The sequence below is a fragment of the Mesorhizobium sp. M0243 genome, from assembly GCF_040321775.1.
In the GTDB taxonomy this organism is placed as follows: domain Bacteria; phylum Pseudomonadota; class Alphaproteobacteria; order Rhizobiales; family Rhizobiaceae; genus Mesorhizobium.
In genome coordinates this window covers 421221-443248 of the sequence record NZ_JAMYSF010000001.1, presented here as the reverse complement: position 1 = coordinate 443248, position 22028 = coordinate 421221, and the positions used below count along the sequence as shown (strand labels likewise).

General features: G+C 58.5%; 17 protein-coding genes and 7 pseudogenes. 15 read left to right on the top strand and 9 right to left on the bottom strand.

Features of this window, described 5'->3' with window-relative positions:
- Positions 1-219, top strand: a pseudogene (locus NKJ11_RS02040) (hypothetical protein); the annotation flags it as partial.
- Positions 220-277: 58 nt separating this feature from the next.
- Here NKJ11_RS02040 and NKJ11_RS02035 read toward each other — a convergent pair.
- A pseudogene (locus NKJ11_RS02035) lies at positions 278-551 on the bottom strand (transposase); the annotation flags it as partial.
- Positions 552-1400: 849 nt separating this feature from the next.
- Here NKJ11_RS02035 and NKJ11_RS33810 point away from each other — a divergent pair.
- The 10 genes and pseudogenes from NKJ11_RS33810 to NKJ11_RS33805 all read left to right on the top strand — a co-directional run.
- Positions 1401-1796: a hypothetical protein gene (locus NKJ11_RS33810; RefSeq protein ID WP_502895864.1), complete on the top strand. Its 396-nt coding sequence runs from the start codon at positions 1401-1403 to the stop codon at positions 1794-1796.
- A 173-nt stretch (positions 1797-1969) separates the two neighbouring features.
- Positions 1970-3100, top strand: a complete 1131-nt coding sequence (locus tag NKJ11_RS02025) for a quaternary amine ABC transporter ATP-binding protein (protein WP_352792606.1) — start codon at positions 1970-1972, stop codon at positions 3098-3100.
- Position 3101: 1 nt separating this feature from the next.
- Positions 3102-4613: an ABC transporter permease gene (locus NKJ11_RS02020; RefSeq protein WP_352792605.1), complete on the top strand. Its 1512-nt coding sequence runs from the start codon at positions 3102-3104 to the stop codon at positions 4611-4613.
- On the top strand, positions 4610-5575 hold the full coding sequence (locus tag NKJ11_RS02015) for a glycine betaine ABC transporter substrate-binding protein (protein ID WP_352792604.1): 966 nt from the start codon (positions 4610-4612) through the stop codon (positions 5573-5575). The genes NKJ11_RS02020 and NKJ11_RS02015 overlap by 4 nt, the downstream gene beginning before the upstream one ends.
- A 29-nt stretch (positions 5576-5604) precedes the next feature.
- Complete coding sequence (locus tag NKJ11_RS02010; RefSeq protein ID WP_352792603.1) at positions 5605-6786, top strand: M24 family metallopeptidase; 1182 nt, start codon at positions 5605-5607, stop codon at positions 6784-6786.
- 63 nt (positions 6787-6849) lie between these two features.
- Positions 6850-8061: a M20 family metallopeptidase gene (locus NKJ11_RS02005; protein ID WP_352792602.1), complete on the top strand. Its 1212-nt coding sequence runs from the start codon at positions 6850-6852 to the stop codon at positions 8059-8061.
- Positions 8062-8101: 40 nt separating this feature from the next.
- Positions 8102-8572, top strand: coding sequence for an Lrp/AsnC family transcriptional regulator (locus tag NKJ11_RS02000; protein WP_352792600.1), 471 nt, complete (start codon positions 8102-8104; stop codon positions 8570-8572).
- A gap of 142 nt (positions 8573-8714) precedes the next feature.
- Positions 8715-9473, top strand: a complete 759-nt coding sequence (locus NKJ11_RS01995; RefSeq protein WP_352792599.1) for a maleate cis-trans isomerase family protein — start codon at positions 8715-8717, stop codon at positions 9471-9473.
- A gap of 267 nt (positions 9474-9740) precedes the next feature.
- A complete protein-coding gene (locus NKJ11_RS01990; RefSeq protein WP_352792598.1) occupies positions 9741-10484 on the top strand; it encodes a carbamoyltransferase C-terminal domain-containing protein in 744 nt (247 codons plus the stop codon).
- 6 nt (positions 10485-10490) lie between these two features.
- Positions 10491-10811, top strand: a pseudogene (locus NKJ11_RS33805) (hypothetical protein); the annotation flags it as partial.
- Positions 10812-10934: 123 nt separating this feature from the next.
- Here NKJ11_RS33805 and NKJ11_RS01985 read toward each other — a convergent pair.
- Positions 10935-11029: pseudogene (locus NKJ11_RS01985) on the bottom strand (IS5/IS1182 family transposase); the annotation flags it as partial.
- 220 nt (positions 11030-11249) lie between these two features.
- Between NKJ11_RS01985 and NKJ11_RS01980 the strand changes: the two are divergent.
- Positions 11250-13724 (top strand): GcvT family protein, encoded by a 2475-nt coding sequence (locus NKJ11_RS01980; protein ID WP_352792597.1) that lies wholly within the window; start codon positions 11250-11252, stop codon positions 13722-13724.
- A gap of 283 nt (positions 13725-14007) precedes the next feature.
- Here the strand turns inward: NKJ11_RS01980 and NKJ11_RS01975 are convergent, their stop codons facing one another.
- Genes NKJ11_RS01975 through ectB form a run of 3 tightly spaced genes read right to left on the bottom strand, consistent with a single transcriptional unit; the run spans position 14008 to position 16506 of the window.
- Complete coding sequence (locus NKJ11_RS01975; protein WP_352792596.1) at positions 14008-14706, bottom strand: hypothetical protein; 699 nt, start codon at positions 14704-14706, stop codon at positions 14008-14010.
- Positions 14707-14746: 40 nt separating this feature from the next.
- Positions 14747-15169, bottom strand: a complete 423-nt coding sequence (locus NKJ11_RS01970; protein ID WP_352792595.1) for an SET domain-containing protein-lysine N-methyltransferase — start codon at positions 15167-15169, stop codon at positions 14747-14749.
- Positions 15169-16506, bottom strand: coding sequence for a diaminobutyrate--2-oxoglutarate transaminase (gene ectB / locus NKJ11_RS01965; RefSeq protein ID WP_352792593.1), 1338 nt, complete (start codon positions 16504-16506; stop codon positions 15169-15171). Before ectB ends, NKJ11_RS01970 begins: the two co-directional genes overlap by 1 nt.
- Positions 16507-16963: 457 nt before the next feature.
- On the opposite strand from ectB, the pseudogene NKJ11_RS01960 reads away from it, so the two are divergent.
- Together NKJ11_RS01960 and NKJ11_RS01955 are read left to right on the top strand one after the other, a co-directional pair.
- Positions 16964-17455: pseudogene (locus NKJ11_RS01960) on the top strand (Lrp/AsnC family transcriptional regulator).
- Positions 17456-17589: 134 nt separating this feature from the next.
- Positions 17590-18029: pseudogene (locus NKJ11_RS01955) on the top strand (aldehyde dehydrogenase family protein); the annotation flags it as partial.
- A 387-nt stretch (positions 18030-18416) separates the two neighbouring features.
- Here the strand turns inward: NKJ11_RS01955 and NKJ11_RS01950 are convergent.
- The 4 genes from NKJ11_RS01950 to tnpA form a co-directional block, all read right to left on the bottom strand.
- Positions 18417-18869: an Lrp/AsnC family transcriptional regulator gene (locus NKJ11_RS01950; RefSeq protein ID WP_352792592.1), complete on the bottom strand. Its 453-nt coding sequence runs from the start codon at positions 18867-18869 to the stop codon at positions 18417-18419.
- A 364-nt stretch (positions 18870-19233) separates the two neighbouring features.
- On the bottom strand, positions 19234-20799 hold the full coding sequence (gene tnpC, locus NKJ11_RS01945; RefSeq protein ID WP_352792619.1) for an IS66 family transposase: 1566 nt from the start codon (positions 20797-20799) through the stop codon (positions 19234-19236).
- Between the two features lie 63 nt (positions 20800-20862).
- Entirely contained in the window at positions 20863-21216 is a 354-nt protein-coding gene (gene tnpB, locus NKJ11_RS01940) for an IS66 family insertion sequence element accessory protein TnpB (protein ID WP_352792591.1), read from the bottom strand.
- On the bottom strand, positions 21213-21623 hold the full coding sequence (gene tnpA, locus NKJ11_RS01935; protein WP_352792590.1) for an IS66-like element accessory protein TnpA: 411 nt from the start codon (positions 21621-21623) through the stop codon (positions 21213-21215). The genes tnpB and tnpA overlap by 4 nt, the downstream gene beginning before the upstream one ends.
- Positions 21624-21877: 254 nt before the next feature.
- Here tnpA and NKJ11_RS01930 point away from each other — a divergent pair.
- Positions 21878-22021 (top strand): annotated as a pseudogene (locus NKJ11_RS01930) (IS6 family transposase); the annotation flags it as partial.
- Positions 22022-22028: the final 7 nt, after the last annotated feature.

Here is a 22028-nt window from a genome sequence, read left to right as displayed (position 1 = left end):
GGACGACAACATCCCAACTATGGCGCAATGCGACGCCGGGAGCAGGAGCCATCCACACCATCAATCGAGAATGCCTTCTCCAAGCTGAAGTCGATTCTCAGGAAAGCCGCCGCACGCAACATCCCCGAGCTTTGGGACGCAATCCGCGACGCCTTGCCACGCTTCACCGCCGAGGAGTGCTCAAACTACTTCTGCGCCGCAGGATACGAGCCTGAGTGATCAGATTCTGCTCTAGTCGTAAGCGGGCAGCAGCATTCTTACGTTAAGTGCCAACCACAAGCGCCTTCTCGGCCATGCGATCGCGGTTCGAGGAAACCCGAGGAAGCAGCGTCCCTTCCTGAGCTTCGGAATGCACAGTTCGACTATGCCGCCGCGGTAGCCGTTGCGCTGGGCGAGCCGCAGCGGATTCTTCTCGCCATAGGCGGCGCCGGTGGCCGCGCCCACCTCCATTCCATCAGCCGCTCGGCGGCAAAGCTGATCATCTCCCGCAGCAGATCGGCATCCGGGGTCTTCTTCACGAGCGAGCGCAGATTCATCATGTCGTCGGTCATCAGTGGTCCTCCGAAATGGGTAGGCGTCAACAACCAAATCCTTGTCGGAAAGCGCCGAGGGCCTTTTATTCGCCCCTGAAATCCGACTTGGGGTGAAGGTACCATTGTCACGATTTGCATTCGCAAAGGTTCTGTAAATTTATCTGAAGGATCGATCGTAACGTGTTGCTTGTCGGCGGTTTGGCAGGGAGCGTCTCGATGTATTTCTGGGGTTGCGATTTTCAAGGGACGTTCGCCCAGCGTGCCATGAAGATCACCTTGGGCAAGGGAAAAAAGTTCGTTGTCGCGATCGAGCGACAGCGCCAACATAGTGCCCCGCCCCGGCGGTTGGTTCAGTTCGGGGAGTGTTCAAACACAATTTTATAAAACATTAATTCCCGTCGTTTCGGCGAACGATATCCTCCAGTGCGCTGAAGTATCGGATTTCGGGTACGTGGCTACGCGTGGTCAAGGCCGTCCCTGAACGCCAAGAAGCTGCGCGACGTCGAGCTCAAGGCAGGTCATCGGCCGGCGCGCGGACAAAAAGGACCGGCGCTTGCCTACAATATCAAGAGCCACCGGGAAGAAGAGCGCCGCTGGGTGGAGCAGGCCGAAACCGCCTTGCCCGCTTTGTCTCCGGCTGGAACCCACGAGATCCGAAGAGGGTGCGCAGGGGCGCCGCAAATGAGGAGCGACTGTAGAGGCTGCGCGGCAGGGCTCTCACCTCGGATCCTGCTCTGCACCATTGCGCTGCGCGTCTTCTCGTCGGGCTTGATTTGGCTACGAGATACATGGACGAACTCCCAGCCCGGTCCGCCCCGCTTGGAACTGCCCCAGGTGCTTTGGCCTGTGCGATCGCCGGTGGATGCGATGACCAACCCGCTCGAACCGGCCGAGCTTTTTGATCTCGATGTGGCTGAGTTCGCCTGGATGGGCATGCTCATAGCGGCATATCGGCGGCAGTGGATCCGAGGCCTTGAGCTTGATCAGGCCGAGGCGCTTGAGAACACGACCGACCGTTGCGGGAGAGACGCCAACCTCCTTGGCAATATACTTGCCGGGATCCCGGCGCAGGGATTCGATGCGAGCGATGACCTGCGGCGGCGTCGGACGGCGCAGGTGCCGTGGTCGCGAGCTGCGATCCTGAAACGGCCACGCCCTCAGCTCGATGCCGTGCAACCCGCTTGCGCACCGTATGCGGACAAACGCCTCCCACTCGTGAGGCGGCCTGCGCGTCTGTCGCACAGCGCCACGCCCCTGAACTGACCTTCAGGGCCCAATGGGCGACAAAGACGTTCCGCGAAAGCGGCTTGTGGCGACATAATCCGCCAGGTAGCCCGGAAATTGCGCGGCTTCGCCGCGTAACTTCCATGAAATACGCGGAGGAACGCACATAGCGCTCAATATACTGATACCCAATAAGGGGAACAAAGTCGACTATGAACAAATTCGCTGATGCTACGCTCAGCAGATCAGCCTCCTCGACATTCGATCAAGGGGTGCGACCGGCCGGTAACAACCCGATCGTCGATGAGCGCGACGAGGTTGTATCCTGCTCCCATGTCTGGAAGATTTTCGGGACCCGCACTCGGGAAGCAATGGCGGCCATCGTTAATGAAGATTTGGGCAAGGACGAGGTTCTTGCCCGCTTCGGATGTGTGGTGGCGGTCAAAGACGTAAGCTTTTCGATCAGGAAGGGCGAAATCCTCGCAATCATGGGTCTTTCGGGCAGTGGCAAGTCGACCCTTGTCCGCCACGTGAACCGACTCATCGATGCGACTAGCGGGGTCATCCGCCTTAATGGCGTTGACATTTCCAAGGTTACGAACGCCCAGCTTCGGTCGATCCGGTCGAAACAGGTTGGTATGGTTTTCCAGGACTTTGCCCTTCTTCCACACTGGACAGTGAGGGACAACGTCGCCTTCGGCCTCGAGCTGCAGGGCGTCCCTAAACTTGAGCGCTGGGCCAAGGCACAGGCCGCCATCGAGATGATGGATCTCAAAGGTTGGGAAGATCGGGTTCCGTCGGAGCTTTCCGGTGGCATGCGGCAGCGCGTGGGCATCGCGCGGGCGCTAGCTGCCGACCCGTCCGTCTTGCTGATGGATGAGCCCTTTGGGGCACTTGACCCCCTGATCCGACGGGATCTGCAGGACCAGTTCCTCGCGCTCTCTCGGGACCTTGGCAAAACAACTCTATTCATCACACATGACCTCGAAGAGGCCTTTCATCTGGGCGATCGAATCGCAATTATGAAGGACGGTGCGATCGTCCAAATTGGTTCTGCGGCAGACATCATCAGCTCGCCAGCTGGTGCGTATGTCGCAGAATTTGTTCGCGGCATCTCCCGCGTTCCTATCCTAACCGCGCGCCACGTGATGACGCCGGCAGGCCCTGACGACCTGCCCTTAGAAGCAAATACCCCGGTCGCCACTCCTGATACCCCTCTTGCGGAGCTGATCGCCACAGGCGCTCGGACCCGGTCAGACATCATGATTTTGGATCAATCAGGGCGTGCGGTCGGCAAAGTGACAATTGAAACGATGCTGACGTCGATGAAGGAGGTCCGCTGACATGACAAGGTCATACACGGACCAGGACTGGTCAAGTTCAATAGATGAGTTCACGGGACCTAACAGTATCTATTACCAGGGAAAATTCAGCAATATATTCAAAGGCGGCCGGGCCGGCCTCCGTCCCAATCTTGCCGCTGGCTTAGTTGGCCCATTGTGGGCTGCCTCGCGCGGTCTGTTTGGAGCGTTTCTCCTTAGCGGGCTAGTCGAGATCGCCCTGGTAATCGGCATCGTGTTTCTAAGCACCGGCGGTCTCACGGACGAAAACGTCGCGCGCGCCGTTTCGCTCGAAAAACTGGCCGAAGCGCGCCTCGCCCAGGCGAACGAAGAACGTCAAAAGGGCAACGAAGCCTCGGCCGACCAGATGCTGGAGTTGTCAAAATCGCTTGGTCAGTCGGCGGCAAAGGAAAGAGCCGCTGCGATTGAGAGCGCCCGGGCCGCAACGAAGCTGATCGCGCTGACTGCGGCTGCCCTGCTTGGTTTGAGGGCGATCCTTGCGGTTGCAGGCGATTGGCTCTATTCGCGCCAGTACATGCGCTGGCGGCGCCACCGGGTGACGCCGTCAGGGCGGAGTTACCAGCGTGTCATTGCCTGCGCGTTGCTACTCGCCATCATCTATGTCGTCGCCCTTTTCGGCGCCAGCGCTCCACAACTCGCCAGCATGCTGGCCATCCAGTCGAAAACCTCCGATATCGCCGGCACCACGGCGACTGTGCTTGATCAGTTCTTTTCCTCGCTAACGCAATCGGGGCGGACGGTCTTCGACGCGATCACGGGCAGCATCTCGACATTGGTCGCGTTTGCGGAGAGCCTGCTCCAAGGCCTTCCGTGGATTTGTACGGTCCTGGTTGCGGTCTTTGCCGCATGGTTGCTTGCGGGCTCTGGGACCGCAGCGTTCACCGCAGCAGGGTTGATCTACCTGGCAGTCTTCGGGTTTTGGCAGAAAGGCATGGTCACGATCGCGCTTTTGGGAACGGCCGCGTTGTTGGCGCTCAGCATTGGCATTCCCTTGGGGATCCTTTGCGGGAAAAGCCCCAGGGCCTACCGCATATTCCGGCCCATCCTCGATCTGATGCAGACGATGCCTGCGTTCATCTATCTGGTGCCGATCATCGCGTTCTTCGGCATCGGCAAAACGCCAGGTGTGTTGGCCACGATAATATTCGGCATGCCGCCCGTAGCGCGCCTCACGGCGCTGGGTCTCCAGCAGATACCGCTAAGCACCCGGGAGGCGGCGATCGCGTTCGGTGCGACCCCCTGGCAGAGTCTTTTGAAGGTCGAGCTGCCCCTCGCCATGCCCTCCATCATGGCAGGCGTCAACCAGACGATCCTGATGTGCCTGTCGATGGTGGTGATTGCTTCGCTCATCGGGGCCGGCGGCCTGGGTGAGGATGTTCTGCAGGCACTGCAGTACGCGTCCGTCGGACAAGGTTTCTTGGTGGGGGCGGCAGTGCTGATCTGCGCCATCATCCTGGATCGGCTCATACAGGGAAAAAGGAGTACAAACCAATGAAGATCAAGCTTCCAATACTCGCAATCGCCGTCGCAATGGGGTTTGCCGCACCAGCTTCGGCACAGGAGAAAATCAAGATCGGATCCTCCAACTGGCCGTCCCTTCAGGCGATGTCGAGTGTACTGGAGGAAATCTCGGCGAAATACTTCGGCGCATCCGCCGAAGTGGTCAACAGTACACTGCCTATCATCTTGGCCTCGATGGACAAAGGTGAGATCGACATCTTGCCAGAAGTCTGGTCGCCAAACCATGACAGCCTGATTAATGCGTACGTCAAGGAAAAGCAGACTGTCAAACTGGGCAGTTTGACTTTCCAGACGCTTTCCGGGATGTGCACCACCCGGCACACGCAGGAAAAATTCGGCGTCAAGTCGATCTATGATCTGTCACGTCCCGAGATCGCCGACGTTTTCAAAACGGCCGCAGGCGGCAAACCGAAACTTTGGGTCGGCCCTGCGGGCTGGAGCTCTTCAAAGACCGAGCTCATCCGTGCCCGAGACTACGGATATGCCGACCTGTTTGAACTGACAACCGTCGAGGAAAGCCTTGCGGTTGTAGACCTGGACCAGGCGATACGAGCTGACACGCCTTGGGTAGGCATCTGCTACACCCCCCACCCGACCTTCTCCCGTAAGGAAGTGGTGATGCTCGACGAACCGCCGCATGACCCGGCGAAGTGGAAGGTTGTACAGCCCGACCAGAACCCGAACTGGCTTGCGATGTCATCGGTCACGACCGCCTGGGCTCCGATCTCAATCAACATCGCCTACGCCAAGGAACTGGAAGCAAAGGATCCGAAACTGGTCGCACTTCTCAACAACATCACGGTTGATCCGGCTGAAATCGCCCAATGGATTGATGCGGTTGGCACCAAGAAAATTGATCCCGACACCTTCGCGAAGGACTGGGTTGCAAAGAACGACGCGAAAATTCTCGGCTGGATGGCCGGCAAGTCCAAATAAGTATCAGATTCAAAAAGTAGAGAAACCACATGTCATATGTAATCCCGTTTGAAGCGGAAGAGTATGAGGCGCGCCTTCGCAAGGTCAAGAAGCGGATGGAAGGCGCGGGAATAGACCTTTTGCTCTGTACAGACCCGGCGAACATTAATTACCTGACGGGTCTTGATGCGCTTTCATTCTACGTGCCGCAGGTCCTCCTGGTGCACAAGGACGAAGATGCGCCGTTTTGGCTGGGGCGCCTGATGGACACGTCGGCGCTCAAGATCACCACCCGCCTCCCCGCGGAAAACCTGCTGCCTTACCCAGAAACGATGCTACACCAGCAGCACGTCCATCCGTTCCAGGCACTTTGTGAGCATATCCAGTCGCGGGGATGGGACAACCAGACGATCGGCGTTGAAATGGACGTCGACTACTACACCGCTCGTTGTCACCAGACCATTTTGGCGGGCTTGCCCAACGCCAAGATCGTCGACAACCGTCGTCTTGTGAATTGGGTTCGCTTGGCCAAGTCACCTGCGGAGCTCGGTTACATGCGAGAGGCGGGCAAACTCACCACCGTTGCCATGCAGGAGGCTATCGACAACCTGCTTGCTGGAAAAAAGAGCTATGAGGTGGCAGCCGACATCCTGCGCACGTCAGTCATGGGCACTGACGGGCTCTACGGTGACTCGCCCGCGGCGTTTCCCTTTGTGATGGTGGGTGAGAATGCCCATGCCTGCCATCTCTATTGGACCGACCGGGAGATGCCAGAGAACGAAATGGTGGTTCTCGAATTGGCGGGTGTCCGGAAACGTTACCACAGCCCACTTGCCCGCACGGTCCTGCTGGGTAAACCGTGTGAGGAACAGCGTCGACTTGCCGATGTCATCATCGAAGGTGTGGATCGTGCGCTTGAGGCTGCCAAGCCAGGTGCTACATGCGGAGAGGTCGAGAATATCTGGCAGAATGTCCTGCAAAAAAACAATCTGTCAAAAGAAAGCCGCGTTGGCTATCCGGTCGGCATCGCCTATCCGCCGGATTGGGGCGAGAAGACGGCCAACCTCCAAGATGGCGACAAGACTGTCCTGGAAGCAGGAATGTGCTTCCACTTCCAGTCGGGCCTTTGGCTTGAAAAGCAGGGCATCGCGCTTTCGGAGACCTTTGCGGTCACAGAAAGCGGCGGTGAACGCCTAGCCCGCGTTCCACATCGCCTTTACTCCCGAAATTAAAGGCGATGGCCGCACCGTCGTTACTCACCGCGGTGCGGCACCTTTTCCAAACATGAGATTTGCATGGTTTCTCAACCGACAGCAGAACGTCTCGGCTCGGGGCTCCACAGCGCCGAGCGGGACGCCATCATCGAACTTCGCCAAGCGATGCATCGAGAGCCGGAACTCTCCAACTGTGAGTGGAAAACGCAAGCTCGAATTCGAGAGATCCTTGAGCGCCACGGACTGGACGGGGCCATACCTTTCCACGAAACCGGCCTTTATGTGGATATTCTTGGCCAGGCGAACGGTGTGTCCCGCTCAATTGCCGTTCGGGGCGACATAGACGGCTTGCCTATCCAGGAAACGCGCGACGACGTCCCTTTCCGGTCACAGATTCCAGGGGTCATGCACGCATGCGGCCATGACATCCACGCCTCGGTGGCGCTTGGAACAGCATTGGCTTTGCACCGCCAGCGGAACCGTTTTTCCGGCAGGGTCCGAGTGTTCTTCCACCCGGCCGAGGAAGCGGAGCCGGTCGGGGGACGCTCGATCTTGAGCCAAAATCTGCTCGACGGTTTCGACCACGCGATTGGGATCCATATAAACCCTAACCTCCCCATCGGCGTCTTCAACGCCCTCCCCGGCGCAGTGAGCAAGTCAGCGGATCAGTTTGCGATCACATTCATCGGCGAGATGGCGCACGGGGCCATGCCGCATAAGGGCGTCGATGCCATTGCCATCGCCGCGGCGTTTATCTGTGAAGTTCAGAAGGTTGTGTCACGCGAGTTCCCAGCCCGGGATGCGACAGTCATCACGATCGGCAAGATAAGGGGCGGCGAAGCGGCGAACATCATCTGCCCAGAGGTAACTATTGAAGGCACGATCCGGACGCGGACGCGCGAGCGAAGGCAAATGATCAACACACGGGTGGCAGAGCTCGCACACGGTCTGGCTGCACTTCACCACGGCCGAGCCCGCGTCGACCAGATCATTGGAGAGCCTGCCGTGGTCAACGATCCCGGACTCGTCGTGCGTTTTCAAAAAATCGTTGTCAAGGCGGAGGGCGAGGCAGCGCTGTCGACTGACCAGCAGGAAGAGGGCAGCGATGATTTTGGCTATTATTCGGAGAAAGTGCCTTCGATTTACTTCTGGTTCGGAAGCCGGGAGCCTGGCAACGAGTCGTTTCTGCACACACCGACCTTTGGCGCATCGGACGACCTTCTGGCTCCAACCACAGACGCGGTGGTGCGTCTTTGTTTGGACGTACTAGCGGACGATCCCGCCACCGGTTAAAAGTCGCGAGGAGCACTTTCCGCTCCGTCAGGGGCATCTTTTGAGTACTGAAGACATCGACGATTACGACAGAAAAATCCTCGCGATCATCCAGCTGGACGCGGAGCTTCCAGCGTCGACGATCGCCGAAGAGGTGAACCTGTCCGCCTCCGCGGTTCAGCGTCGCATCAAGCGCTTGAAGGACTTGGGGGTAATAGTCGCCACGGTTGCCGTGGTCGACGGCAAGAAAGTCGGTCGGCCGCTAGTATTCCTGGCCGCGATCGAGGTTGAACGAGAACGCAAGGATTTGCTCGGCCAGCTTAAGAAATGGCTGCTGGGGGAGACCTATGTGCAGCAGGCATTCTACACCACAGGAGCATCTGACCTGACCGTGGTTATCACGGCGAAAGATGTCGAGGAGTACGACCACATCAGCCAGATGATGGTCGAGATGAACCCGAATATCAAACGCATCAACACAAGTGTCTGTCTGCAGCTCTACAAACGCGGAAACGTAATCCCTACAGACTAACCGGAAGGCCGCCCACGCTTGTGCGCTGCGACAATGCAGTTTGACCGCGAATCGATCCCCTGAAACGCCGTCTGCCTGCACGGTGCTAGCCGTAGAATGGTTCCGGGACGCCCGCCGCGGATTGCTCGGACAGAGGTTTGAAATGGACGCTCAGACATCTACGATCGTGTTTTCGCCGAAAACTGCCCCGGCGGCGGTAAGCGCCCGGATCGGCTTCATCCTTTTGAATTCCGACGAAGTCGGGGAAGGCGCCTTCCAGCTGCTGATGCCTGAAGATGTCGCTGTCTACACAACCAGAACAGCCTACAGCCATGCGGGTGGCGGGTTCACAACGCCAACGTCGTTTACAGAAATCGCTAATACGCTTCCTCCCAGCGACCGTTTCGACGTGTTGGCTTTCAGCTGCACCAGCGGGACGGTCGCGCTCGGCATACCGACGCTGCTGCGTGAGCTCGAGCAGGCCTGTCCAGGTGTAAAATATACGTCTCCTGGAATCGCGATGATTGAAGCACTGAAGCACGTCAACGCAAAACGTATAGCTTTGCTCACCCCATACGGATTTGACTTCCACCAGAAGTTCTTACCCTTCCTGGCTGGAGCCGGCATCCACCTCGCGGCAGATGGCGTCTTCGACTGCAAGACCGATGTCGAGATTTGCGAGCTGGACGTCGAGGAGATCCTCAGTGCCGCCAAGGTTCTTGTTAAACAATCAGCTGCTGGTGCACTATTCTTGTCATGCACGGCGATGCCAGTCGTTCCTCACCTTGCACGCTTTGAGCAGGAACTTGGTATTCCGGTAATGTCCAGCACCCAGGCTATGGCTTGGCACGCCCTCGGACTCGCCGGTTATGCGGCCCCAATTGGCGGCTTCGGCCAGCTACTTGACGCGAGGCGGGGCTGAAACGAGCGAGTGCCTGCCGAATAGATTCGACTGGCGACGAGGTGCACGGGCGCAGGTCAACCGCGTGCTTCCAAGCGAGCAGTACCCGTTGTGTAAGGGGGAATCTGCGGAATTCGCCGTACCACAATATTGGCGTAACCCATCAGAAGTTCACCAACCTCGCCAGGCGATTTTCGGACGCCATATTCGATGAGTTCCACACTTTCGCGAAGAGGAACCTGACAAAGGGCTTCCCGCTGCTGATTTCCGGCGGGTGCGGACTAAATTGTGAGTGGAACCGCCGATCGCTCGAAACAAACCTTTTCCGATGTTTTCATTCCGCCATGTACAAATGATACAGGCTCGGCGATTGGAACCGCAGTCGACGCTATGCGGCATTTCACAGGCAATGCTAAGATCAAATGGAACGTGTATTCAGGCCAGCCTTTCACGCTTGACGAAATTGACGGCACCGGGATCGAGGTCCATCCACTCGACTACAACCAAGTGGCTTCAGCGTTGCTCGGTGACAAGGTGATCGGTTGGGTACAGGGGAATTGTGAAATCGGACCACGGGCGCTCGGCAATCGGTCAATTCTCGCGGCGCCTTTTTCAAAGGCAACCCATGAGCGCTTAAACCGCATCAAGAATCGGAAGAGTTTCCGCCCGATCGCGCCGGTTTGCCTGGAAGAGGACGTCGCGCTCCACTTCGACTTGGCACGCCCGTCGCCCTACATCCTTCTTTTCCAGAAGGTTCTCGATAGCCGGTTGGAGGCCGTCACGCATGTCGACGGCACAGCGCGGGCCCAAACAGTTTCGCGGGAGCAGAACCCGCCCCTCTTCCAACTGCTTACCTCGTTCAAGGCGAAAAGCGGAGTCGGCGTTCTCTGCAACACATCGCTGAACTTTAATGGCACCGGCTTCATCAACCGTGCAAGCGACTTGCTGACTTATGCCCGTGCCGCAGGTCTTGACGGATTTGTTATCAACGATGCTTTTTATCTCCTCAAGACGGCACCCCTTGCGGCGTAGATCCGGCAGACCCGCATCGGCATCAGGGCCGAGCAACTCGACGCCTGGCGGACTATACCAATGCGCTGCAGGCAAGGCTGACGCCGCTGCGGCCCGATAGTGGCTCATGTAGTCCCGGCGCGGCCAGCCAAGACCGCAACGCCAACCACTCACCCCGCGACACCTTCGCCTTCCAGGAAAAGCTAGACTAGTCTAAGTCTAGCTGACGACATGACCAGACGCGCGGCGTCGGCCGGGAAGCTGAAGGAAGCCATCGCTGCGCTGCGCGCCAGACTGACGCCCGAACAGCTCGAAATCCGCGCTTCGGCGGATCGGCCTCATGGCCCCCACACCTTGGGGCAAAACGCCGTAATGCACCCGGTCAGCCAAAATCCGACACCATCTGTTGGGTCTGTCCAAGTCGGCGACCCGGAGCGGTTCGGCTTGGCTCGTCCTGCAGAATACATGCCAGTTCAGCCCACCTTTTGTTCGCCCGATGCGACGGGGAACATCCCCTTTTTGAGCAGGCTCGCCGCGGTGCGGTGGGCCTTCAGATGCGTCGCGTCAGGCTCCGCCGGTTGTTCGACGAGTATCGCCGCCACGCATGGCGTCAGCTTAAGGTTCCAGAGCGACTGACGGCCGCAAACAATTCCACTTCGTCGCGGCCAAAACCTTAACTCAGCGAGAAATACGCGGAATGTACGCGTGGCGACCCGGCTATTTTTGCCGCGGTACATGCAGAAGGCGCGCGAATTGTAGCGGCTCTTCATTCAATCGTAGGGTTCCATGACACATTTCCCATTCTTGCGCCCCCGCGCTTCGGCAGCCCGTCACCATGAGATAGTTATTTTGGGAGGCGGCATAGCGGGCACCAGCGTTGCGTATCATCTCGCAAAGCTGGGCAAGAAAGATGTCGCGATCTTGGAGCGGAACACGCTGACTTCAGGCACAACTTGGCATGCGGCCGGGCTAATCATGCAAACACGCGGCACGCATTCGCTGACCGAAATTGCAAAATACAATGCTGAGCTGTATGATGCCCTTGAGGCCGAAACAGGCCAGGCTACGGGGCTCAAACGCAACGGCACGCTCGGCGTGGCCCGGACCAAGGAGCGCCTTCACGAAACGGCCCGCAACGCGTCGGTCGCTAAGAGCTTTGGCCTTGAAGCTCACATGATCTCCCCGGCGGAGGCGAAAGCGCTTTATCCTGCAATCGACGCTTCGATCATCAAGGGCGCAGTGTTCATCCCCCGGGATGGGCAGACAAACCCGATCGACACCTGCATGGCGCTCGCGGCGGGCGCCAAGCAGAATGGGGTCCGGATTTTCGAGAACCAAGGGGTAAAGGACCTTTGGCGGACGCCGGAAGGTCTCTACCAGCTCCAGACCGACCATGGGGTCATCGAAGCGGAAACCTTGGTGCTGGCCTGTGGTCTCTGGACTCGGGACCTGGCGGCGCGGTTGGGCGCACGCGTGCCACTTTACGCGGCCGAGCACTTCTACGTGGTCACCGAACCTATGGACTTCATCCGGCCGACGCTTCCAGTCCTGCGTGATACCGATGGTCACGTGTACCTAAAGGAAGATGCAGGCAAGCTCCTGATCGGCGCCTTCGAGCCTTGGGGCAAGCCTGTCGAGATGGAACGCCTGCCCAAGGACACCGCCTTCATCGAACTTTGGGAGGATTGGGATCATTTCGAGCTGCCTATGACCAAGGCCATCGAAATCGTTCCTGAGCTCGCCAATGCCGGAATCGCGAAGTTTTTCAATGGACCGGAGAGCTTTACGCCTGACCTGTTGTTCATGATCGGCGAGGTGCCCGGACTGAAAAACCTCTACGTTTCGGCCGGCTACAACTCTGAAGGTATCGAGTATGGTGCCGGGGCTGGCAGGGCTCTGGCAGAATGGATCGTTGCCAAATCACCGCAGATGGACATCAGCTTCGTTGATGTGGCCAGGTTCCATCCGTTCCAGATCAACAAACGCTACCTGCACGATCGCACAGCCGAGGTGCTCGGCCTTCACTATAAGATGCATTGGCCCAGTCATCAGCCTACAACTTCTCGCGGCGTGCGAAAGAGCCCGCTCCATGATCGGTTGGCGAAGCTTGGCGCAAGTTTCGGCGAGGGCATGGGGTGGGAGCGTCCAATGTGGTTTGCTGGAGAAGGCCAGCCCACGGAGAATGTCTATTCGTATGAGGAACCCAATTGGTTCAAGCACACCGCTGAAGAATGCCGTGCGGCGCGTACGGATGCGGTGCTATTGGACCAGAGTTCTTTCGGCAAGCACCTTGTCCAGGGCCAAGACGCCTGCCGCTTTCTCCAATGGCTCTGCGCCGGCAATGTCGACGTACCAGTCGGCAAGCTCGTCTATACGCATATGCTCAACAAGAAGGGTGGCATCGAAACCGATGTCACCGTCAATCGACTTTCGGAAACCGAATACCTCATCATATCGTCGGCCACCGTCCACCCACGCGACACCGCCTGGATTCGTAAGCATATCACCAGCGACTGGAACGTGACGCTGACGGACGTTACCTCGGCCTACGCGGTGCTGTCGCTGCAGGGACCAAAATCCCGCGAGATCCTCTCCAAAGTCACCGAGACTGACCTTTCAAATGAAGCGTTTCCATTTGCCACCAGTCAGGAGATCGACGTCGGCTACGCGCGAGTTATCGCCAACCGGCTGACTTATGTCGGAGAACTGGGCTGGGAGCTCCATATCCCCACAGAGATGGCACAGCACGTTTTTGACATCTTGTGGGAGGCTGGTGCTGAGTGCGGGCTACGTCCGGCTGGCTACCACGCCCTGGAGCATCTCCGCTCCGAACGAGCATACCGAGAGTATGAGCTTGACCTAACCCCGGTTGACACACTGCTTGAGGCCGGACTTGGCTTTACGATTGACTGGTCCAAGCCCTGCGGTTTTCAGGGCAGGGATGCCATGGAGGCCCAGAAGGCGGCCGGCACGCCGCGAAAGCGGCTGCTGTCGTTCAAGCTGCGGGAACCAAAGCCCCTGCTCTTTCGCGAAGAGCTGATCCGCTACAATGGTAGCATTGTCGGCTACATCTCCTCTGGGGTACGGAGCTTTACCTTGGGGACATCGATAGGACTTGGCTACGTCAACCACGCTGATGGCGTCAGTCGGGAGTGGATCGACTCGGGAAGCTGGCAGATCGAAATTGCCGGCGAGCTGTTCGACGCCGACGCATCCCTGCAGGCTTTCTTCGATCCCAAAGGCCTCAGGACGAAGATCTAAACCAGCAGGCTGCAAGGCTCGAACTTACTCGGCCGTATCCCAGCCCCGTTCCTCCGCACTCATCGCGCTTCGCCCGAATTAACGCGCCGGGTGAACCACATCCGATAATCCGATTTTCAAAGCCAAGTATTTCGAAGTAATGTCCAGCTTTTTTCGTGGATGCTCATTATTGCGCCCAAGGCCGGCCGAAATCGCTCGCTCTTTGATGCCCGCGATTATCACGAACGACAGATTAGCGTGACCGCGGCCAGCACTCGCGTTTTTGAAGAATCAGAGAAGGTTCTCAGCGCGTGCGCAATGAGAAAGTACCGGAAAATGTCTTCAACAGTTCGTCTCGAGTTAGCCAAATTAGCCAGTCATCATGGCTTATCCCTAGGGCAGGCAAGCGCAGGATGGACCCGTATTCTCGATGCTGATATCCGTAGCGATCCGCGACACCTTTTTCGATGATCCAGCCGCCAACTAGCGCGTAAATCACATCTGGGGACCATTTGGCCCATGCTAGCCCCAATGCAAGGCGACCAACAAAGCTCGTGAGGTCGCGGCCTCGAAAGTCCTCCCGCAACCACATGTCGCCATGATATGCCACCAGCCCCTTTATGGTGTCAGCCGTCGGCGCGGAGCAACTGCATGAGGAACTGGGCCCGGCTTTGAGGTCAGGGTTGTCAAAGCAGCCTTTGAGCGATCTAAGGTGCTCAGCAAGGCTGGTGTGGGATATATCGTCCAGACGCATTGCTTGCACATGCGCTATACTTCCTTTCCGATCCCGACCGACGATCCAAAATGCCTTTCCAGGTGAGAGAGCAGAACAGTCGGGACGGAAGTGTGGAGTGGTCGGCGACTTTCCGGGAAGTCTGCTGGTGATTCGGACATACTCGTCAAAATTGTCGCCGGTCGCAATCCGAAGGCCGGACTTGCACGCCAGGTCGTCTAGTGCCCAGATGCATTTTGATAGTTCCAGTATCGTAAAGTTATCGTTCATATCTTGTCCGCCAGCTCAGCAGCGTTAAAAGACAATACGGTTATTCTATGAAGGTGATGGTACTTGGATAATCCTCGATATTAGCATATCTGTGTGTTATCTCTTCGCCAACTTGTATATCCTTTAGCGCTACGATGCTTGCCCACGCACCCGTGTCGTCGTCGAACCATAATATTTGTGAATTTGGGCTTGACGAATGATTTACTATCGAAATTAGCCCGAAAACAACATACCCGGAGCGTTGATTTTCAACAGGGTTATTATCTATCGGCCGAACAAAGTAGTACTCGAAGAGTCCAGTGCGCTCTAAGAGTTTTTCATCTGAGCCGAGAAATCCCCACGTAGGAGCTATTTCAATTAAATCGCCGACTTTGAATGGAATATTGGCAAATACGCCGCGCCCCTTTTGATGAACATTCCTTACGTATACGTGGTTTCTCCGGTCACTGGTTGCTCCTGTCATCACGCTTTTCCTTCTCTGTACTGCTCATCCTGAGGTGCCGTGTTCACCGGGTTGCCGATCACGCTTTCAACAGCGTCTTCGAGGATGTCGAGGCCTTGGCTAAGCTGATCCTCGCCAATGACAAGAGGTGGCAGACACTTCACGACCTCGTCTTTGGGGCCGGCAGTCTCGACGATTAGGCCCCTCTGGAAGGCGGTTCTGACGACCTGCTTGGCGACCTCGCCAGACTTGAGATCGATGCCCCGCATCATGCCACGACCCTTGGCTGACACTCGGCTTGGGTCGTATTTGTGCGCGATCTGCTCAAGGCGGCTTTCCAGAAGATTGCCTTTCTCCTCGACGGACGCTGCAAAGCTGTCTGTCCGCCAGAAGTGCTCCAGGGCTGCCCGGGCGGTGACGAAAGCGTGGCAATTGCCGCGGAATGTTCCGTTGTGCTCTCCCGGTTCCCACTTGTCGAGTTGTCGATCAATTAGAACGAGGGCCATCGGCAGGCCATAGCCAGATATCGATTTGGCCATTGTGACGATGTCCGGGCGGAGACCGGCTGCTTCGAAGCTGAAGAACGCATCAGTCCGGCCAATACCCGCCTGAATGTCGTCTACGATCAGCAGAGCTCCGTGTTTGCGCGCAATGGCCGCCACCTTCCGCAGCCAGTTCGTACCGGCGACATTCAGGCCGCCTTCGCCCTGAACTGTCTCGACAATCACCGCCGCCGGCGCGTCCACGCCGCTGGAGGGATCCGAGAGCAGGCGATCAAGGTAGTCTGCGGTGTCTACAGCGGGTCCAAGATAGCCGTCATAGGGTAGCCGCGTGACGCCGCCGAGCAGCTGACCGGCGGCCGCGCGGTGGTATCGATTGCCGGTGCAGGAAAGAGCGCCAAGGCTCACACCATGAAAGCCGTTGGTGAAGGCTATGATGTTGGGCCGCCCGGTGATCTTGCGCGCCAGCTTGAGCGCAGCCTCAACCGCGTTGGCGCCGGTTGGACCAGGAAACTGAACGACGTGGTCTAATTGCCGCGGCTTGAGGATCGTCTCGTGGAATTCTCGCAGAAAAGATTCCTTGGCTTCGTTATACAGATCGAGGCCATGGGTGATACCGTCACTCGCAATGTAGTCTGCGAGCGCGGACTTCAGCTCCGGGGGATTGTGTCCATAGTTTAAACTTGAGCAACCCATAAGAAAGTCGAGATAGGCTGTCCCATCTCGCGCAAACAGCTGAGCCCCTCGCGCCCTCGCGAAAACTACGGGAAAGCTGCGTGCGTAGCTGCGAACTTCAGACTCGAGATGGTTGAGGATCGCGAATTCCTCCTCGCAATCCGGTTTAATTTGGTCAGTCATCGTTGCCTCCCTATTTGGGTATTTAGGTAGGCAGACCGGCGGGAATGCCTGCAAATGGGGTTCGTGGTCGAACCAGGGAGCTTGCCGGATTGGCGCACCAAGTCCTGAGCCACAGCTGCGAAGAACACCTTGACGAACACCAGTGCCGCCGCGCGTCGCGTTTCACAAAGAGGACGTCTCAAGAGTCATGCCAATTGCCGCCTAGGGGGCGTTAGAAATATTTTCTGAGTTCTGTTCAATGATTTGACCGGGAGTGCAGCAGGCAACCAGGCCGAAAACAATGTGTCGCAGATCCGACAACCACGACAGTAGGTGTGGTGGCTAGCCATTTTCTCAGGAACGGCGACGGGGTCTAACACGGGACCGGGAGCGGATCATATTAAGATCGGCGCTGACGGCGGAGCATGCTACAGGCCGGAAATTGAACTGACATAAGTGCGTCAAATGGATGCGTAGCATGGCGTTCCTAAGACTCGATCCGATCGACCTTAAAATCCTCGACGGCATCCAGCGTGACGGACGTATCACCAAGCTGGCGCTGGCCGAGCAGGTCGGCCTGTCGCCGACGCCTTGTTGGATGCGGCTGCGCAGGTTGGAGAAGGCCGCCATCGTCTCGGGCTATCACGCCAGGATCGCCATGCGTGTCGCGGCACCCGTCGCCACCGTGCTGATGGAGGTGACGTCTGGCCAGCCAACGCCAGGCTGATTTCGACCGCTTCGAACGCGTCATCCGCGACATCCCCGAGATCATCGCCTGCTGGTCGGTCGGCGGCGGCGTCGACTATGTGCTGAAGGTGATGGCGTGTGACATCTATGCCTATCAGCGGCTTGTCGATAGCTTGCTCGAGCGCGAGATCGGCATCGATCGTTACTTCACCTACATGTTACCAAGACGGTCAAGGATGAGACCGTCTTGCCCTTGGCCGACTTGCTGCCCGCGCAATCGTAACGAGCCGTAGAGATATCCTCCTGCCGCGCCGAACAATAAGAGACTCTCTCTAAGGGCAGGCCTCCAAAACAGCCTCTCTGTCTGCCGATGGCGAATAGTCTTACCGCATCAGTCCGACCCGGGGGGCTACAACTATGCCCGCGCACTTTGCCCGCACGATCCGCCATGACGCGCTCGACCGCCTCTCCGACCGTCGGCTGCTGCGCGAGCTCGCCTATGTCGACGGCCAGTGGACGGCAAGCGAGGCCGCCGAAAGTTTTGAAGTCACCGATCCGGCCAGCGGCGCTGCTGTCGCCTTCGTCGCGGCGCTTGATGCGGGACAGACAACAAAGGCGATCGATGCCGCCGCGCGCGCCTTTCCGGCCTGGCGGGCTGCCTTGCCACAGGAGCGCGCAAAAATCCTGCGAAAATGGTTCGAGCTGATCATCGCCGCGAAAGACGACCTCGCTCTGCTGATGACTTTGGAGCAAGGCAAGCCGCTGAAGGAGTCGCTGGGCGAGATCGACTACGCCGCCTCCTTCATCGGGTGCGGCGCGAGCCGCTGGGTGTCGTCGGTGTCGTGACACCCTGGAATGTTCATTGCGCCTTCGAAGCGTCTGGCAACCCTGACGATCCGGAATACCGATTCTGGGTCAATCTGTTTCTGAAACTTTCAAAAAAGGATCATGTCGGGTGGGCTTAGTCTACGGACGACCCTGTCGGACCGAGGCGTGTGACATTCAGACTCTTTCTCAGACAGCTACGGGTGATTTGATGATGATCCCGCCATCGGGGGTCGGCGCAAGTGGCGGCACGAAAAACGCTCAACAGTCGCAGCGCGGGCGTGCGGATCGTCCGTTCTCCGGATTCGGCATCGCGAGCCTTCAAAACCTCATCGCCATCCATCGTGACGAAAACGAAGAGGTCCATCCGCGTCGGGGTGCTTCAAAAGGCGGCCCAGTTCAGCGCAACCAGCCGACAACTACACAGCAATCCGAGGCTCCATTTTGACACAATCAAGCGTTATCATGCTCTTAAATTTTCGCACGTTGGGGTCGGCAAAGAGCTTTGTCCTGGCGAAGACGTCAAAGACCTCAAGGTTCTCGACCGTTAATATTAAGACGAAATCGGCATCACCCGTCACCATATAGCACTGGTTAACCTCCCTGGCCGCCCGCATCGAGCGCTTGAAGTGATCAGCAAAGTTGGGACGTTTGCGGTCAAGCTCTACTGTCACGACAACGGTAAGCGATCTGCGAAGAGCCTTAGAATCAACGAGCGAGATATCCGCAACGATAACGCCGGTCGACCGCAGCTTGTTCACTCGCCGCATGCATGAGACGGCCGAGGAATCGACAAGTTTCGCGAGTTCGGCAACGGAGAGCCGTCTATTCTTCTGTAGCATCGTAAGGATTCTCCGATCTAGATCGTCCATCGCCGTAGCCGTTTGAGCGCTCAGTTCAAACTCTGCTGTTGTGGTCACACAATGAGCACTTGAACCACGCAAATCAGGAATGGAAGCAAACCCCACACCTGACGCGATGTGCTCCTTCCCATCCGGCTCGCTTGTTTATAAGGCCGGTAGACAGCTTCGCATTGAACGGTTCAAATCTGGTGCCAATTAGGATTGATCGAGCCGGAGAAGTGTGTAGTCGTGTCATTTCCCCTCTTTACCGAGGCGAGAAAGGGCGTTTGGCAAGTAAAACCGTGTGGTGGAGTCGACAAACTCGACAGGAATGTTCGTATTCGTAGCTTGCCATCGGACATCTCAGGATAACTGTAAGCGCCTGGCCGATCACCTATGGGTTTGGGCTTGATGTTTTCCGGAATCGCCAGGGCATGAGTTCCTCGATCTGGCTCTGTGGATGGCCATTGATGATGGCCTCGAGGGTTTCGGCGAGGTAGGCAACGGGATTGACGTCGTTGAGCCTGCAGGTGGCCACGACGGATGAGAGCAGTGCCCAGTTTTCGGCCCCGACCTCATGGCCAGCAAAGAGAGCATTTTTTCTGGTCAAGCATACGGGCCGGATGGCGTTTTCGACCGGGTTGGTGTCGAGCTCGAGCCGGCCGTCGCCGAGGAAACGGGTGAGCCCTTCCCAATGGGCAAGACCATAGCGGATGTCTTCGGCCAGCTTTGAGCCCGAGGAGATCATCGACAATTGCTTTTCAAACCACGGCTTCAAGGCGGCGATGATCGGGGTGGAGTACTGCTGTCGGGCGGCGAGCCGAGCTTGTGGCGTCATGCCGCGCACCGTCGCCTCGACGGCGTAGAGCGTAGCGATCTGGCGCACGGCGGCTTCGGCGATCGGGGACTTGGTGTTGCGCGCCAGCTTCACAAAACGTCGGCGCAGGTGGCTCCAGCAATGGACGAGCAGCCATGGTCCTTGTGGCCGCTCCAGGCGTGTCAGCCGGTCATAGCCCTCATAGGCGTCAACCTGCAGGAATTGTCCGCCGAAGCCTTGAAGGAAGCGTTCGGCATGCTCGCCGCCGCGTCCCGGCGCATAGTGGAACAGCACGATGGGCGGGCCTTGGCCACCATGGCCGCGGTCATCGGAAGCGATTGCCCAGAAGAAGCCCTTCTTGACCTTGCCGCGTCCGGGATCGAGTACCGGCGCGGTGGTCTCGTCCATGAACAGGCGCTCGGCCGCAGCCAGATGCCCGCGCATGTGGTCGGCTATGGGCTTGAGATGGAAGCAGGCCCGGCCTGCCCAGTTGCCCAGTGTCGCCCGATCCAGCTGGATGCCCTGGCGGGCGTAGATCTCGGCCTGCCGGTAGAACGGCAAATGATCACCGAACTTGGCGACGATGACCTGGGCGATCAGCGCCTCGGTCGGCAGGCCACCAGGCACGATATGCTCGGGCGCATGCGCCTGCACGACGGCGCCCGAGCAGCGCCGGCAAGCGTATTTCGGGCGGCGCGTGACCAGCACGCGCAGTTGCGCCGGGATTGCGTCGAGCCGCTCGCTGACATCCTCGCCGATCCTGGCCATCTCGCCGCAGCCGCACGGACACAGCGTGCTCCTGGGCTCGATGATCCGCTCCCCCCGCGGCAGATGGGCAGGCAAGTGGCCACGATTGCGCTGGCGCGAACCGGACGAGCCGTCCGAACGCCCCCGGATGACCCGCTGCGCCTTTTCCTGCGCGGCATCGAGCACGCCCTGCGCGATCTCCACGTCTTCGAGCGGCAGGTGGTATTGATCGGGATGCAGCTTCTCGGACTTGGCGCCGAACTTCTCGTGGTTGAGCTGGCTGACGACGCTCTCCAGGCGGCGGCGCGCCTCCTCGGACTCTGCCAAAGCTGCCTGCGCCTCGGCGAGGAGCGCCTTCAAACGCTCGTTCTCTTCCTGGAGAACCGTCAGATTCATGCTCAACCACATGATCTCCGATAACGCCATTGGAGACAAGGCACCTGAGTCACTGTGCCACACTCATCCGGCCAGCTGCGGACGCCGTTCCCGCTCGGGGCGAACCAGTCTCCAATCCAGCCCTTCGAACAAGGCCGCGAACATCGCCGGCGGCATGCGCATCACGCCGTCGCGAACCTGCGGCCAGACGAACTTCGAGCCCTCGAGCCGCTTGTGAACGAGCACAAGGCCGGTGCGATCCCACACCAAAATCTTGATCCTGTCAGCCCTTTTGGCCCGGAACACGAAGGCTGCCCCACAGAACGGGTCGAGGCCTAGCATCTCCTGCACAGCCAATGCCAATCCGTCCATGCCGCGCCGGAAGTCAACCGGCCGGGTCGCCACGTAGATCTTCAGATCGTTGCCCGGTGCAATCATCGCGAGGCCCGAACCGCTCGGATCACCTGCGACAGCTGTTCGAGGTCAACCGCCGTTCGGATCACCATGTCGTCGATCACGATCTCCACCTTCGCCGGCGTCGATTTCGATGGCCTCATCCTCCGCTGAGGCACCGATGAGTCGTCCACCATCAACTGCGCGAACATCGGCGCCATGCTTTCGGGCAGTGCCAGTTGTCCCTGACGAAGGCGACGCCGCCAATCGTAGACCTGCCAGCGGGTCGCACCATGCTTGCGTGCGACCGCCGCCACCTGCACCCCCGGCATCAGGCTCTCGGCCGCAATCCGGGCTCTCTCAGCCTCCGAGCGAACCCGCCGTCCCGTCGGACCGTCCACCTCGAGCCGGCCTGCGTAGCCAGCTGTTGGGACGTCCAAATCGACGTCCATTTTGCCGTCTGCTCCCACGTAGGCCCTCCGTCTCTCGCGATCGGGAGGATTCTTCGCACATTCACCTCATGCCCCGCACGAGGGGAGCGGCGTGGCGCTTACGGATAACTACGTGCGTATTCCGGTGATGTCGAACGGCTATTCCAATCTGAAGCCGGAAAGAACGACTGAAGCTGCTTGCTTAGGCGACCGTTTTGAGCCTCCTGTGCAGCCTCTCAAGCCCGCACGCGATTGCGCACGGCTTCGCGTCCGCGCGGGGCAGTGCCGTCGACCACACGACCATTCACTGCTGGACCGTCCGCTACGCACCGCCACTGCTGGAACGTTTCAACCGACGCAAACGGAGCAAAAACGGGAGATGGCATATCGACGAGATTCCATCAAAGGTCCGTGGCAAGCGGTAGA